The sequence below is a fragment of the Halalkalibacter alkalisediminis genome, from assembly GCF_028610705.1.
Classification (GTDB): Bacteria; Bacillota; Bacilli; order Bacillales; family Bacillaceae_D; genus Halalkalibacter; species Halalkalibacter alkalisediminis.
Genome location: NZ_JAQQWT010000002.1, coordinates 384,050 through 399,155 on the forward strand (window position 1 = coordinate 384,050; position 15,106 = coordinate 399,155).

16 protein-coding genes and 1 other annotated feature are annotated in these 15,106 nt (G+C 37.5%); of the genes, 3 read left to right on the forward strand and 13 right to left on the reverse strand.

Annotated features, from left to right (window positions below):
* Positions 1-21: 21 nt before the first annotated feature.
* From PQ474_RS04430 to PQ474_RS04445, 4 genes are all read right to left on the reverse strand, one after another.
* Entirely contained in the window at positions 22-921 is a 900-nt protein-coding gene (locus PQ474_RS04430; RefSeq protein ID WP_273840818.1) for a MerR family transcriptional regulator, read from the reverse strand.
* A gap of 117 nt (positions 922-1,038) precedes the next feature.
* Positions 1,039-1,737 carry a metallophosphoesterase gene (locus tag PQ474_RS04435; protein ID WP_390186679.1) on the reverse strand — a complete coding sequence of 233 codons (699 nt, stop codon included), beginning with the start codon at positions 1,735-1,737 and terminating at the stop codon, positions 1,039-1,041.
* A 79-nt stretch (positions 1,738-1,816) separates the two neighbouring features.
* Positions 1,817-2,209, reverse strand: coding sequence for a hypothetical protein (locus tag PQ474_RS04440; RefSeq protein WP_273840820.1), 393 nt, complete (start codon positions 2,207-2,209; stop codon positions 1,817-1,819).
* 118 nt (positions 2,210-2,327) lie between these two features.
* Positions 2,328-3,542, reverse strand: coding sequence for a M20 family metallopeptidase (locus PQ474_RS04445; RefSeq protein ID WP_273840821.1), 1,215 nt, complete (start codon positions 3,540-3,542; stop codon positions 2,328-2,330).
* Positions 3,543-4,125: 583 nt separating this feature from the next.
* Between PQ474_RS04445 and PQ474_RS04450 the strand changes: the two genes are divergently transcribed.
* Positions 4,126-4,353: a hypothetical protein gene (locus PQ474_RS04450; protein ID WP_273840822.1), complete on the forward strand. Its 228-nt coding sequence runs from the start codon at positions 4,126-4,128 to the stop codon at positions 4,351-4,353.
* A 54-nt stretch (positions 4,354-4,407) separates the two neighbouring features.
* Here the strand turns inward: PQ474_RS04450 and PQ474_RS04455 are convergent, their stop codons facing one another.
* From PQ474_RS04455 to PQ474_RS04475, 5 genes are all read right to left on the reverse strand, one after another.
* Positions 4,408-4,866 carry a DUF2663 family protein gene (locus PQ474_RS04455; RefSeq protein WP_273840823.1) on the reverse strand — a complete coding sequence of 153 codons (459 nt, stop codon included), beginning with the start codon at positions 4,864-4,866 and terminating at the stop codon, positions 4,408-4,410.
* A 194-nt stretch (positions 4,867-5,060) separates the two neighbouring features.
* The gene (locus PQ474_RS04460) at positions 5,061-5,297 is read right to left on the reverse strand and encodes a hypothetical protein (RefSeq protein WP_273840824.1); all 237 of its coding nucleotides are present in this window, start codon (positions 5,295-5,297) and stop codon (positions 5,061-5,063) included.
* On the reverse strand, positions 5,294-5,899 hold the full coding sequence (locus PQ474_RS04465) for a CPBP family intramembrane glutamic endopeptidase (protein WP_273840825.1): 606 nt from the start codon (positions 5,897-5,899) through the stop codon (positions 5,294-5,296). The genes PQ474_RS04460 and PQ474_RS04465 overlap by 4 nt, the downstream gene beginning before the upstream one ends.
* On the reverse strand, positions 5,896-7,407 hold the full coding sequence (locus tag PQ474_RS04470) for a RecQ family ATP-dependent DNA helicase (RefSeq protein WP_273840826.1): 1,512 nt from the start codon (positions 7,405-7,407) through the stop codon (positions 5,896-5,898). Before PQ474_RS04470 ends, PQ474_RS04465 begins: the two co-directional genes overlap by 4 nt.
* Positions 7,397-8,452: a YpbB family protein gene (locus PQ474_RS04475; protein ID WP_273840827.1), complete on the reverse strand. Its 1,056-nt coding sequence runs from the start codon at positions 8,450-8,452 to the stop codon at positions 7,397-7,399. The genes PQ474_RS04470 and PQ474_RS04475 overlap by 11 nt, the downstream gene beginning before the upstream one ends.
* Positions 8,453-8,683: 231 nt before the next feature.
* On the opposite strand from PQ474_RS04475, the gene PQ474_RS04480 reads away from it, so the two are divergent.
* Entirely contained in the window at positions 8,684-8,932 is a 249-nt protein-coding gene (locus tag PQ474_RS04480) for a ferredoxin (RefSeq protein WP_273840828.1), read from the forward strand.
* A 43-nt stretch (positions 8,933-8,975) separates the two neighbouring features.
* Here PQ474_RS04480 and PQ474_RS04485 read toward each other — a convergent pair whose 3' ends face one another.
* Together PQ474_RS04485 and PQ474_RS04490 are read right to left on the reverse strand one after the other, a co-directional pair.
* On the reverse strand, positions 8,976-9,716 hold the full coding sequence (locus PQ474_RS04485) for a FadR/GntR family transcriptional regulator (RefSeq protein ID WP_273840829.1): 741 nt from the start codon (positions 9,714-9,716) through the stop codon (positions 8,976-8,978).
* Between the two features lie 164 nt (positions 9,717-9,880).
* Complete coding sequence (locus PQ474_RS04490) at positions 9,881-10,936, reverse strand: M14 family metallopeptidase (RefSeq protein ID WP_273840830.1); 1,056 nt, start codon at positions 10,934-10,936, stop codon at positions 9,881-9,883.
* Between the two features lie 167 nt (positions 10,937-11,103).
* Positions 11,104-11,329, forward strand: a binding site (T-box leader).
* A 78-nt stretch (positions 11,330-11,407) separates the two neighbouring features.
* Here PQ474_RS04490 and serA point away from each other — a divergent pair.
* Positions 11,408-13,030 carry a phosphoglycerate dehydrogenase gene (serA, locus tag PQ474_RS04495; RefSeq protein WP_273840831.1) on the forward strand — a complete coding sequence of 541 codons (1,623 nt, stop codon included), beginning with the start codon at positions 11,408-11,410 and terminating at the stop codon, positions 13,028-13,030.
* Between the two features lie 588 nt (positions 13,031-13,618).
* Here serA and PQ474_RS04500 read toward each other — a convergent pair.
* Both PQ474_RS04500 and PQ474_RS04505 read right to left on the reverse strand, forming a co-directional pair.
* On the reverse strand, positions 13,619-14,008 hold the full coding sequence (locus tag PQ474_RS04500) for a hypothetical protein (protein ID WP_273840832.1): 390 nt from the start codon (positions 14,006-14,008) through the stop codon (positions 13,619-13,621).
* Between the two features lie 75 nt (positions 14,009-14,083).
* A complete protein-coding gene (locus PQ474_RS04505) occupies positions 14,084-15,019 on the reverse strand; it encodes a peptidoglycan DD-metalloendopeptidase family protein (protein WP_273840833.1) in 936 nt (311 codons plus the stop codon).
* Positions 15,020-15,106: the final 87 nt, after the last annotated feature.

Below are 15,106 nucleotides of genomic sequence, written 5' to 3' on the forward strand. Positions count from 1 at the left end.
ACACAAGACTAGAAATTTAAATTATAGGTTCTTTTTTAACCATTTCTCCCAATCTCCTTTTTTCTTTCCAACTAGAAAATCAGCGTATGTAGCCGCTTTGCTTTCATTTAAACGATCAAAGGCAAATCCACCTGCTCCAATTTTAAGATCCGGAAACTGTACTCGTAAGTGATCTAAAAGCTGTATTGAGGCATCAAGGTTTTGATCCATCGTACAGGATGTAAAGAACATATCTGGATCGACTTCTTCAATAACATGTTCAAGGTCCGTTTCAGGTATTCCTGCCCCTAAGTAAATGACTTCAAAACCCTTTCTACGCAGAAAAAGCGTAAAAATTAATAATCCTAATTCATGGGTTTCATGAGGACCACACACTGCAACCACTTTTGGCATAACCCCATCTACCGGTAAACCATGAAAAATGGTTCCAATTTTCGTTCGTAAAAAAGAAGTGACGAAATGCTCATGAGCAACTGAAATTTGATTCCGTTCCCACATATACCCAACTTTAACGAGCAATGTCCCTAAAATATCAATCGTCACTTTATCAATGCTAAATAAACAAAATGCTTGATTCAACAGTTGATTCGCTTTATTCTCTTGGAAGGACAATAGCGCCTCTAGAATGTCTTCAGATAATTGGATTGAATAATCCGCATACTGTTTATCTTCTTGCTCTATTGAAACGGTCCCTTGTTCAAATAAGTCGACGGCTTGTCCAATGGTAAACCCTTTATTCACCTTCTCCAGTAGCCAACGTAAAATAGCCACATGTTCATCTGAATATAATCTATGTCCAGCCTTATTTCGAACTGGTTCAATGATTTGATAGCGTCTCTCCCAAGCTCGCAGAGTCCCCGCTTGTATGCCAAGCATGGTCGATATTGCCTTTATATTATATTTCCCTTCTTTTGAAGCCATATTCCCTTCCTCCCATACAATCATAAAGCAAAACATCCAAATTATCTCTACTCTTAGTAACAAGAGTATATCGAATTACATCAATTGTGTAAACTTTGTACAACTTTTTTCTACATTTCACTTTGTACTTAATGTGATCAAATGAGTTTCCGCAGGTGCACAAAATCTTAAAGGCAAAGCCGTTGTTCCATAACCATTGCTTATTAATAGGTCAAAATGGTTGTAACGATAGAGTCCGCCTTTTCGAGCGATTCCCCATCTAAAAAGCCTTATTTGTCCACCATGCGTATGTCCAGTTAATATTAACGAAAAGGAATGGTTAGAAGGTAATTCTTCCGTAATTTCAGGATAATGACAAACGAGAATAGAAAAGGAATCCATCATTGGGTCTACCTTACTTAACGAATCTTTAGCAGTCTGTAATTCGTCTATTCCTATAAGAACGAGTATTTCTTCATCACGTTTAATTACTTTTTCATCTAACTCGAGTACCTTATAGTTTTTTAAGATGGTTTTAAGTTGTTTAACACCGACTTCGTGATCATTATTTCCCCAAACAAAAACACATGGAGCTAGTTTTGAGAGCTTTTGAATGTTAGCTTCAATTCTCTTTAACGGCACACCTTTTTCACACAAGTCTCCTCCAATAATGATATAGTCAACACGATTTTTTACGCTCTCTAACACTTTGTCTGAAATTATTCTTCTATGTATATCACTAATAAAAAATAGACGATAGCCTTCAAAAGCACGAGGCAACTCTTTATAGGTTAACGTTAGTTCCCTTACGCGGTTACGCTTTGACTCAACATACATATATAAGATCAGGATTACAAGTACCCCACTAGCAATGATCAAGCTCATACACGATTCTCCCCTTATCGATTCCAACAAACTACCTGTTCCGTTTCTCTAGATTCACATCCATAATACCATACCAAAGCGCTAACGCTAAACCTATCAAAGCTAACATGCCACCTTGCGAAAGCAAATGAAGCCAAGAAAGAATGGCCAGTAAAACAAAAAATAGCCTAGGTATTCTCAATGTATAATCGTGTATACGTGGACGATACACTTTTACTAAATCTCTAACAAATAATGAATATGATAAAAAGCCAACAACAAATAAAAACACCGCTATTAGTAACTTTAATGGAGAGAACAAAATTTCACCAATAAAAGAAGATATCGACCAAGGTGACGGATTAGGAATCATCGTAACGGATGATAATATTCCCACATATGCCGCTAATAAAAGTAGCACTTTCTTATAAATCCAGTACGCCAACTAAGCCACCCCCTTTTATCTAAAATATATGCAATTCAGTTCCAACAAGTCCATCTTTACATTAAAAAAGGCTCAAATAGCTGCTAAGCCGATTTGAGCCTTCTAATTTATATAATCCTTAAATTAAATGTTCTTGCACCCTAGACGTTTCAGTTTCACTACGCTCAAGAAAATCAATAGCTGCTTTGCCTAAGCATTTCGCTGCGACTAACATAGCTTGTTCATCAAAGTCAAATTTCGGATGATGGTGAGGGTAAATAATTCCCTTTTCATGGTTCCCAGCCCCAGTAAAGAAAAATGTACCTGGAACATGCTGCAAATAATAGGAAAAATCTTCCCCTCCCATTACAGGATCCATTTCACGAACAAGTCCCTCCGTTTGTATGGTTTTAGCTACTTCAATAAAACGAGATGTTTCAAAAGAATCATTTACCACAGCTGGATAGCCTTTTTGATAATTTAATGAATAAGTCGCTCCCATTGCATCACAAATCCCTTTAGTGATTTGATCTATTCGTCCAATGATTAGCTCCTGTATAGCGGGATCAAACGTGCGAACCGTCCCTACGATTTCAGCTGAATCCGCAATGACATTGAATGCTCCACCTGCATGAAAAGACCCTATACTTATAACCGCTGATTTTAATGGGTCTATATTTCGGCTTACAATTTGTTGCAATTGCATGACAACACTGGATGCTACTGCTATAGAATCAACGGTTTCATGAGGAATAGCCCCATGCCCTCCGCGTCCATGAATAACGAGTTCAAATCGATCAGCTGCCGCCATAATAGGACCTTGTCGATAACCAATTGTTCCAAGTGGCATAGTCGACCATAGGTGGGTTCCATAAACCGCATCAACTCCGTCTAAACAACCATCTTTTATCATCTCAATAGCCCCACCTGGAGCAAGTTCTTCAGCAAATTGATGAATAAGAACAACCGTACCCGTTAACTGATCCCGATACTCCACTAAGGCCTTAGCTAACACAAGTAAAGTAGCAGTATGCCCATCATGTCCACATGCATGCATGACACCTCGATGTTTCGAAGCAAAAGGCAGACCTGTTTCTTCTTCGATTGGCAATGCATCAAAATCAGCTCTAAGTGCGACTGTTTTCCCAGGTTTTTGCCCTCTTATGTAACCAACTACACCTCGCCCACCAACGTCTCGCTTTACTTCAACGCCTAATCCTTCAAGGTAGTCTGCAATTAGTTTGGGTGTTTTCACTTCATGAAATGACAATTCTGGTTCAGAATGAAGCAAGCGTCTAAGCTCCACCATTTCTGGATACAACTCTTCTAATCTAGTTAATAATGTATCAACCAACGGACATCCCTCCCTTTTCTATTGTACGCTTCGCTTTTCGAAAAGAAAACAGGAAATGCAAAATGTTCCGTTAATTATGCATAAAAAAAGAATAATCCAAATTTATTGACTTTCTGTCAAATCCTTTGAATTATCCTTTTATTTAATTATATCTGTTATCAATCTGAATGCTCTGCTACTTTAAGCATATAGATAGCCATCGCAACAGCTACCACCATGGCCATAAGTCCGATACCAAGGATTGCTACTAATTGACCTGCTGTCATCATCCATCCACTCCTTTATTCAAAAAACTTTTTCATTTCTCAGTCACATTTCCACTATAAAAATAGTAGCATAGGAATAAAAGGTCCGCCAAAACACTATGTGACAATTTTAAGAATTTTCCTTTGAGAGTGATTAAAGTCATTGAAAAGTTACTTAGAAAGTGCTGAAAGTAGCTGATAATAGTGCTAATAAGATTTAACAAAATCTCTGTTAGAAAACTCAACAAATAAATTGAAAATTTAGGTAATTGACGGTATACTGAAGTTAATAACTAAAAGGAAACGCTTACAAAATCAAAAAATCGGGAGTGATCTGCATGACCTTAACTAAATTAACCGACAAATCGCTCATTACGAACGAAGACCTTGATTTTAATCATCGCCTAGGACTTCCTGTTGAAGTGTTCTGCTCGAAAAAGGGAAAAACGATCGCCTTTGGTGCTATTCATGATTTTGATGAACAACATATTCATATACGCGGTGATGAGTATTGTCGTTCTACCTTTTTGTTCTTCGGTCAACCATCATTATCTTCTCCTTGTTGATTAAAATCATTCATACCCACAATAAACGACCTCCTTTTTCAAGGTCGTTTATTGCTATTTATGGTATAAATTAATATCGTGTTCTTCCTTCATATACGAATATACGGCTTCTCTGGATTTCCAATTAACGTCCGCCTCCCAAAATTCTAGGCTTCTAGCAATAATTTCTTCACGTAATTCATCAAATTCTTTTTCAGCTTTTTTTTCCTTTTTCCCAAAGAAGTGCAATTGAAAAAAACCTATTGCAAGAAGGAGCATGAGCATTAGAACAATGGGCTGTCCAATCAATGCACTTAATACATTTGAACTCAGTTGCGACTGTTGAAACTGAAAAGCTCGGTATCCAAATAAACAAAAAATAGCTGCACAAAACATTAAGTATAATGACCAACGTATTTTTGCTTTTTCCATTTGATCTACTTTATTTTTTCTTACTACAATTTCCTCTAACATGACCTTCACGACTTCAGGTCCATAATTCGATTTAACATTCCACTCTTTAAAGGGCTTCATCATGCACCTCCTCATAAACAAAGTATGAGCGAAGGACATGTTTTAGAATAAAATTAACGATCTTTAAGGCAATGGCTACACTTCTGCGCGCTTTCTGAAAAAAACGTTCAGAAAGCTTAAAACCTAGCAGCGTTTCGCTCATTGCTTTGAAGAACATGAAAAAGGTAAAGTTCAACCTTTTTCATGTTCTTCTTTTATGGGAGCCAGTAGGGTGATGTTAGGGCTGTGATGATTAAGGCAATGAAGAGCACTAATAATAAGCGAATTATTGGAAAGGAAAGTCTAAACTTACTTTTCTTTGCTTTTGTTCTCTTTCTTTGAAGGCGACTCCGAGGTGGTAAAGAGTGAATCGGTTGCTCCGCTTTTTTTTCTTCTTCATAAATCTCCATTTCTTCACGCAATTGCTCCGATTGATCTTGTCCTTTAGTCATGTCCTTACTCCTCCCTCTTTTTCAATGTTCTTTTTGTATCTATTTCTTAAAATAATCCCTAATAGAAAATCAATAAGAAAATGGGCGAAAATAGTTATCATAATCATCCCTGTCCAATAAAACAAAGTTCCAAGTAAAAAGCTTACTAGACAAACGTTAAAAAATAAGATTGGTTTATCTAAATAACGAATATGAACTAAAGCAAAGATCACACTTGCAATTACTAAGCCAAAAGCTGTTTGGATAACGGCTCGAAACAACAACTCTTCAGCAAATGCCACCACTGCACATAGAAGAAATAATTGGGGAATAGAAAGATTCCTAAAAACTCTTTCGTTAATTCCCCCATCATCTAGCCACTCTTTAGGCAACAGACGTTCTAAAATGAGGTCAGTAAATACGACAACTAGCGCTACACCGCCCCCTACTAAAATCATCCATTTTAGATTTGTTTTAAACAATAAACCAAAATCGAACCAACGATCAAAAACAAAATAACCGATTATAAGTGCTAAAACCAACATAATGACTTGTGTTAAATAAACATTTAACACTAGTTCCTGATCTGTTAAATCAGCTACGATTTCACGTTGTTTTTTCATCGTTCTAACAACTCACTCTGTCCAAATAGCTTCACTAACGTTTCCCTCCAAGGACGTAAGGTTTCTGATTGACTTAAATCTTGGAACTCTTCGGTGAGTGTTGCTCCGCAATTATCACAACAACCATTAGGACGAGTCTGTAAATATTCGCCAAAATAAGATAGAAGCTTTTCTCTCCTACATGTAGTTGAACGAATCCATCTTAAAAAAGCCTCTAGATTCATTCTCTTAACCTGCATTCTTTCTTCTTCTTCTTGTCGTATGCTTATGAAAGCCGAGTCCAATGAGAAAGGATGGATGCGATCGTTTCTCAAAATTCCTCTTGCTTCAAGTTGGAAACGAAGCTTTCTCCAAGTAATTTCTTGAATAGAGAGGCGATCCATCAGAACTTTTTCTTCTTTAAAATCTACCTGTTTTAATGTTTGTATAACGTTCAGAATTTGTTGCAGCTGATCATCTGTCAACAACTCTCTTTCTAAGAGCATATTAACTAATCCACGATCTTCCTCGCTATAAAGTAAAATGGCCACACTTGCTTCACCGTCTCTTGCCGCTCTACCAACTTCTTGGACATAGGACTCAATATCAACAGGATAATGAAAATGAATGACGTAACGTATGTTTTTTTTATTAATTCCCATACCAAAAGCACTCGTACAACAAATAATATCTATTTGGTCGTTCATAAATTGTTGCTGAATGAGCAATCGATCTTCTGTCGACAATCCACCATGATAGTAAGCCACCCTCCCAATTCCGGCCTCCTTAAGAAGATAGGAAATATTTTCAGCCCACATTCGGCTTGAGAAATAAATCATTCCAGGCCCTCTTAACCTTTTTACTAACTCCTTTATTCTCTCGATTTTATCCTTTGCGGTAGGACATGATTCTACATGGTAGGAAATCATTGGACGATCTACCGAATAGATAATGGAAGTTGGAGTGGTCAGTAATAACTGACTACATATATCTTTTTGAACCACCTTGGTTGCCGTTGCTGTAATTGCTAAACAAGGAGGATGACCTAGTGCTTCTTTTACATTGCCTAGCCTTAGATAGTCCGGTCTGAAATCAGGACCCCATTGTGAAATACAATGCGCTTCGTCGACGACAAAAAAAGAAATGTTCATTCTAGATAACTGCCTTTGAATAAAGGACATTTGCAACATTTCAGGCGATAGATAAATCAATTTATATCTATCCAATTTTTGTAATACAAGATCCCTTTCTTCTTTTTTCATAAAGCTATTTAAAGCAGTAACGGATTTAATTCCCTCACTCCGTAGCTGCTGTACCTGATCTTCCATTAATGAAAGTAGAGGGGAAACCACAATTGTCGCTCCATTAGACAAAAGTGCTGGTAATTGGTAGCAGATTGATTTACCTGTCCCCGTAGGGAGCATAGCGACCACATCTTCCCCTTTTAAAAGCGAGGAAATCACTTCTTTTTGCCCCTCCCGAAAAGTCATATAGCCAAAATAACGCTTAAGTTCATCTTCAAGCTTCATCATTTACCTTCTTTCTCGCAAGCACTAACCGAATCATAAAGTAACTAACTTTTGATTCCATTTTTTCTTTTAATTCACGCAGGCGACTTGTTTGTAATGTTTCTGACAAACTTAAGATGGTTTCTTCTAATTCTTTAGTAACGAAAGCTCTTATTGAGAAATGAGGATTTGAAATAGCAATTTCTACGATATGATCCTCAATTGTGCTTCTTTTCAATTGACGTATTTGACAGATCGAATCCAACGTTTTACCCTGTTCAAGCAAATCATACGTTTGTCTTGCTGATTGGGTAAGAACAAAATCTCTTTTTAAGTCTTTTATAAAGATGGACAGGTAGCTATATTGGGACTCTTTGCTTTCTATAGAATTAATAAGTCGATGAATCGTTGATATGTGGAAAAGGTTTACTTCGTCCAAACTTACTCCTATCTTTTCAGATAATTGAAGTCGTGTCAGACCAATTAGGTTGATTCCACTTAATTGATGCACGAATACTAGAGCTTGTTGCTCATTACACGCTGATAGGAAATCAAACAATTCGTCATAAGTAGCCTGAAGGAATTGTTGCCTTTCTTTAATTGGGATATGATTTTTCACCCATGCTTGTACGCGAATGTTGTGAGTAATTGGATAAAACCGCCGATTCCCACTTACAATATTTGTTAACGTTTGAATAAATAAACTTAAACGTAACCATACTTCTTCTGTATATGGGTGATAGTGCCATCCTCTTAAATCACTGAAACAACGGTTTCTTTCAACATTTTCCTTTAATGTTACTTTCCCAAACTCAGTTAATCGTAAACGATCTTGTTCTAAAAGCGTAGCTTGTCCATTTTCAATTAGTTCACGTACATCTTCTTCTAATTGAGCACGTGTTAATTCTGGAAACAAGCCGAAATAAGAATTTAGTCCGAATAAAGCACCATCTTGAATAGTCTGAGCGGATTTTTTACCTTTTAACAAATGAAAAGCACCATAGATAGACCTTTCTCCGTTAAATCCATTTAAGATTGTTGCTGTTATGGCTTGTCTCACATTCATACAATCATTCCTCGTCAATCTTTTATTCATATTTTTTATTGTATCAAATTCCAGAGAAGATGGTGGCTGAAAAACAAGAACCGGGAGATAAATAACAAGAAGAACTAAATTTTAAAATGAATTGGTTGAAAAGTTTGGCAATCCGTTTTACAATAAATCAGTAGAAAAAACACTTTTCGTATGAAATCGTAATAAGATGAACGAGGAGAAAAACAATGGAGGTTTATACAAATGGCTAAATATACAATTGTCGATAAAGACACATGTATCGCATGCGGAGCCTGTGGCGCTGCTGCTCCAGATATTTACGATTATGATGATGAAGGAATTGCTTTTGTCATCCTCGATGACAACAAAGGTACAGCCGCTATTCCTGAAGAGCTTGAAGAAGATATGATCGATGCTCAAGAAGGATGCCCAACTGATTCGATCAAAGTTGCTGATGAATCATTTGATGGCGATGCACTTAAATTCGAATAGTAGGAAACGCAATAGTTAAAAGAGTAGCTCACCTAAGGGGTGGCTACTCTTTTCTTCTATTTGCATAATTAACCTTTTTATCCGTTTGGAATACGGCATGTTCAACACCGACAATATGACTCATCATAGCTCCATATGCGTTTGTTGAATCTTGGCTTTTTATCGCTTTATAAATTTCAAGATGTTCTTCATATAACAATCTCATCTTGCCACTTTCTGAAAAAAGAAATAACTTACGTGCTTCCCGCATGGAAACTTGCATCGTATCTGAGACCGTTTCTAGCAATTTTAATAGCATCTCGTTTTTGGTTGAGCGGACAACAGCCATATGAAAATCGACATCTGCCTGTTCCCCTACTTCCCCATCCCCTTGCGCTCGTTTCATCTCTGCAAGAATACGTTCCATTTCCAAAAGATCTTCTTCTTCGCGATTAACAGCGGCTAACGAAGCAGCTCCTGTTTCAACAATCTTCCTAATCTCAAATAATTGTCTAATATCCTCTTGTTTCATAAAGGCAACTGAAGGTATTACATTTGAGGTTAAATCATGATTAATCTTCTTTACAAACGTTCCTTCGCCTTGTTTAATCTCAACTAACCCTACTGCCTTTAAAGCACTTAAGGCTTCTCGTATAGCTGATCTTCCAACATTAAAATCTTCAGCAAGCTGTTGGACAGAAGCTAAACGATCCCCTGGCACGACCTCGCCGGATTTTATCATTTCTGTTAAATGTTCTGCAACTATTTCGTATATTTTTTTTGGTCGCACATGTTCAATTGCCATTGTCCTACCCCCGTAAAATCACCCTAATTACCACTTATAGTAAAATTGTAGCGCTGTTTTATTCGTTTGGCAACTAGTCGATAATAGGATGTGCCAAAAGCTACTAACTCACTTTTATCAGATCATTCTTAAATACAAAAGCGAACGGGTTCCAAAAGAACATTTTAAAGAACAAGACCTTCCAAAGCAAGAAGACAATTATTGGACCAAATTTCACCATAAGCATGAATTGGAAGCGGATTGGTTCCTACTCCTACCTCAATTGTAAAACCAGGTCTTCCGGTCTCTTGTATGAACCAATCTTTGTAACCACCATCACTGTCTGCTGTATGGACCGGAGTATATGAGCTTACTAACGAAAGGCGTTCTACCATCCCTTTGCTTTCTGATGGCTCCATCCCGCGGTATCCCCAGTAAATAACTTGGCCTTGTGAATGAAATGCGAAAACGTAAGCAAATGAGTGTTGTTTCGTAAATTGATATACAGCTTTTGCTTCAGGTTCTGTCAACGGCGCTTTTCCACTATAATGGCGCGACCAAGGTTGTTGTGGACTTTCCTTCGCTTCAATCTCCCAGCCCGCGGGCCATTGATGATTTAAATCAACTCCTCTTATATTACTTGACCAATGTTCAAACCTTGTCATTCCTTTATTAATATTTAGTACTTCTTTTGAATAAGGATGTTCATCATAAATACCTTGTAGGACAAGATCAACACCGTCTGGATTTACTAACGGTACCACATACAAAGTAACTTCTCTTAAAATTTTTTCAATATCATATCCATGCCAGGAAAATCCTTGTTGTTGATAAAGAGCCAATTCCTCTATGTACTGAGTAATAAACTTACTTGTATGCCATTCATTTGCATGCCAACCGGCCGAATAAAAAATTTCTTTTTTTCCAGAGCCAATGGCTAGTGCATAAAGGGGTTTATTCATCACAGAATACCCAATTATCTCCACACGAATTCCTTGTTTTTTAAAATCAGGTATTTTTTTTTCAAGATCAGCTTGACCGAATTCCGTTTTTAGCTGAACATCATTGTCATTAAGTGACTGTTCCATTGTGATCTGAGGTATATGAATGTCTTGACCAGGGGATAAATAACTTTGATCTGAGTAAATATGCGGGTTAAATAGCAATAAATCAAACGGTCTGACCTTAAACTTATACGCAACCTTTGCGATTGTATCACCAAGTTGAACAGTGTATTTCATTGTGTTTCCCCCTCCTCCCTTACATGTATATGAGGATCGAATCAGAAGCATACAATTAAATTTTTGAAAACATTGTAGATTTCCTTGATTTAATTGACATACCAAATCCAATATGATAAATTATCAAACAATTAGTACTATTTAATTTCAACTATAAAACTAAACATAAAAATACGATGATGAAGAATGACAGAATGATTACCAATTCAGAGAGCTAGTGGTTGGTGTGAACTAGTTTGGTTCTTTCTTGATAGCCCTTCGGAGTTCATGCATTGAACTAAGTAGATGCATTCGGTTAATCCGTTATCTTGGAGTTAATTCTCCTTAAGATAAGCCCTTTTTATGGGTGTATGAATGAGGGTGGCACCGCGGTTAAAACCTTCCGCCCCTCACGACAGCCGTCGTGTGGGCAGAAGGTTTTTTGTTGTAGCGGTTACAATTAAAAATGATCATATAAGGAGTGTAGAGAAAATGAATAATCAAGTAGTTGCCGATCGAACATCTAACACCCAGACACAAGCAAAATATCAAATTTTAGTATCAGATAGCATGAGTAAAGAAGGATTATTGCCTTTACTTGAGAGTGATCAAGTCATATGTATTGAAAAGAATGTGAATGAACTTGACGATTTATCTCAATTTGATGCCTTACTTGTTCGAAGTGCTACAACTGTAACGGATGAATTATTAGCGAAGATGCCAAATGTTAAAATTGTTGCTCGAGCTGGTGTTGGGGTAGATAATATTGATTTAGATGCCGCAACGAAACGTGGAGTTGTTGTTGTTAATGCGCCTGATGGGAATACCATTTCTACGGCAGAGCATACCTTTGCGATGATGATGTCATTGCTTAGAAACATCCCTCAAGCTTATGCATCTATCAAGGCTGGTGAGTGGAACCGCAAAGCATTCCAGGGTTTTGAGCTTCGAGGAAAAACACTTGGAATCGTCGGGTTTGGACGAATTGGTACCCAATTAGCACAACGGGCAAAAGCTTTTGAAATGTCTCTTCTTGTTTTTGATCCGTTTTTAACGAAGTCTCGTGCGGAAAAAGTCGGAGTGACGACAGCTACTCTTGATGAAGTTTTAACTGGTTCTGACATTATTACGGTTCATACCCCATTAACAAAAGAAACGAAAGGCCTACTTGGCATGAAAAACATTGCTAAAACGAAGCCTGGAACGTTCTTAATTAACTGTGCACGCGGTGGAATTATTGACGAGCAAGCATTGAAGCACTTTCTAGCTAATGGTCACATTGCCGGTGCTGCTCTTGATGTATTCGAGGAAGAGCCTGCAACAGATAAAGAGCTATTAGCATTCCCTAATGTGATTGGAACTCCTCACATTGCTGCTTCTACGAAAGAAGCTCAATTAAATGTAGCGGCTCAAGTTTCTGAAGAAGTCCTGCGCTTCTTAGAAGGTGAGCCTGCTAGTAATTCAATTAATTTGCCGACACTATCTAAAGAAGTGTATGAAAAAGTGAAGCCATTTTATGAGCTTACGAAAAAAATGGGGAATATTCTTTCTCAAGTGATGCGCACACCTGTTCAAGAAATTGATGTCAACTACGGTGGTACCGTTACGGGACTTGAAACATCTATTACAACACGCAGCTTAATGGCTGGGTTCTTGCAACCTCGTGTGGATGCAGCTGTCAATGACGTGAACGCTAGTCTCATTGCGAAAGAGCGTGGAATTAGCTTTGGTGAAAAACAAATTAACCAAACGTTTGGTTATTCTAACATTGTTCATGCTATCGTACGTGGTGAAGATCGTACGTTCGAATTAAAAGGAACATACATTAAAGAATACGGTCCACGCATTGTCAACATTAATGGTTTTAACGTAGATTTCACACCTGAAGGTCATCTGATTTATATCCAACATAATGACCGACCTGGTGTAATCGGTAAAATGGGGCAAACATTAGCTGAACACGAAGTAAACATTGCAACGATGCAAGTAGGACGTAAAGAAGAAGGCGGAGAAGCGATTATGATGGTCGCTGTCGACAAGCTTGTGAATGATCAAGTGATTCAAGCCCTTCGTCAAATTGAAGGCATTCATTTTGCTGATACGATTGAATGCTGATAAAAACAAAGCTAGCCTTCTTTACTTAGCTTAGTCATGTTTGCCGCTTGGAAACCTATCCTGGTTTTTACTAGGATTCCCTTATAAAAAGAGGTTGTTTAATACAGCCTCTTTTTATAATAAAAAATTAAATATTGCTTTATCACAAGGGACATGACGATTTTGCATACGCACTATTGTATGGTGAAAAAACAGCTAGGGGACGATATAGCCGTTAATGCATCGTTTAAAACTACACAAGCTCGTTACTACTACTCAATATGAAGGTAATCTCTCCCACTCTTGTTAGAACATTGATTCAATTAAAGTTTTAGTAGAATAATGAATGGAGCCAGGGCTTAAATGCTCTGACTTTTTTGAATCAAGCTCAAAGTATTTCACACAGCTTAGAAAAGCAAGTAACGCTTATTTCCCGCTTACAAAAACTGGAATTTCGAAATAAGGTAGCTCTGCCCTTTCTAAAGGCTAAAGCAGCAAATTCTACGTGACATTTCCCATGAAACAATCTTATTTTCCAACAAGTTTTCTATCAAGCCTAGAAACTACAAAGAAACCTGCGAATCAACGCAAGTTTCTTGTTCAAATCCATTACCAAATGTATGAAAACAATAAGTCTAACTGCTCTTCTTTATTTTTCAGAAGATAACTGCTTCCTACAAAAGTCAGAACAAGCTTATCATAATTCCTTTCCACTAGACCTTCTGCAAAAGCAACGTCCACATAGAATTGATAAAGATGAGCTTGCTTTCTACTACTTTTGGGCTTCATTAAACCATAACCAAATGTTCGATCATGTGAACGCCAAAACCGCGGATGTAATTCTCTTTCATTAATAAGTCGTATTTCACGGTGATGGTTAATTTTCTTCAACATAAAAATAAACCCATCCACTAAATCCACTTGAGAGCTTTTTAAATCGGTTTGCTCATTTAACCACTGAAACATTTCCGTGTTGACTTTAACCATCTCGATCGCCATCTATCTTCATCCTTACCCACTTATCTTGACTTAATTTTACCATATTCGACAAGATTTTCACAGAGGGTTACCTTCTTAATTAACGACGATCGTTTGTCCCGGAAAAATATCTTCAGAACTCAAATTATTTTGAGCAATCAAGCTATCAATTGTCACTTCATACTGGTCTGCTATAGATGATAGGGTTTCTCCTTGCTCAATAACATGTACGTTCTCAGACTGCTCTATCGTTAAGACTTCATTTACTTGAATGATATCATCTTCTAAAGCATTCCATTCTTTTACCTGATCAACCGTAACCGCAAAGGTGTTTGAAATACTCCAAAGAGTATCTCCCTCTTGAACTTCTACTTGGACCAGTTCAGTGTTTGGTTCAAATACTTCTTCTGCTGTATGCATTGCATCTTCTAGTAACTTCGGACTCATAACAGAGGCAATTTCTCTTTGCTTCCAATCTTGTCCATAAGGAGAGTCTTGACCCAAGGCTGCATACATAAATTCAGGTTCCTTGGATAACACAAGAAAAGGATCAATGGATTCTGATTTCTCCATGTTCCAATTTCCTTTATGCACTTCAAAGTGAAGGTGATTCCCAGAAGATCGACCTGTATTGCCAACGGTCCCAATCTTCTTCCCTTCTTCAATAGCTTGTCCTTCTTCCACTTTTCTTACATGAAGATGCGCATATACGGTCTCTAGACCATTATCGTGCTCAATAAAGACGACATTCCCATATGTATCTGAATAATACGATCGACTAACTTTACCTGGTGCTATCGAAACAACAGGAGTGCCTTCTGGAGCAGCTACGTCAATTCCATAGTGCTTGCCCCCCCTTGTCCCATATATATCGGTAATCTCACCAAACGTTGGCCAGATAAGGGCTTCAAAGAGCTCCTCTGGCACCTCCGTTCTCGTTTCGGCAAATGTCGTCGTCGTACTAATGAAAAGCAATCCAATAAATGTTGCTAAAGCAAGAGCAATACAAATTCGTTTTATAAAGTCAACCATTATATCCTCCTCATATTTAGGAAACCTATTCACTTTTCCATTTGTTACACATGTTATCCTATGGAGGATTCCCTCAAATTATTCCAA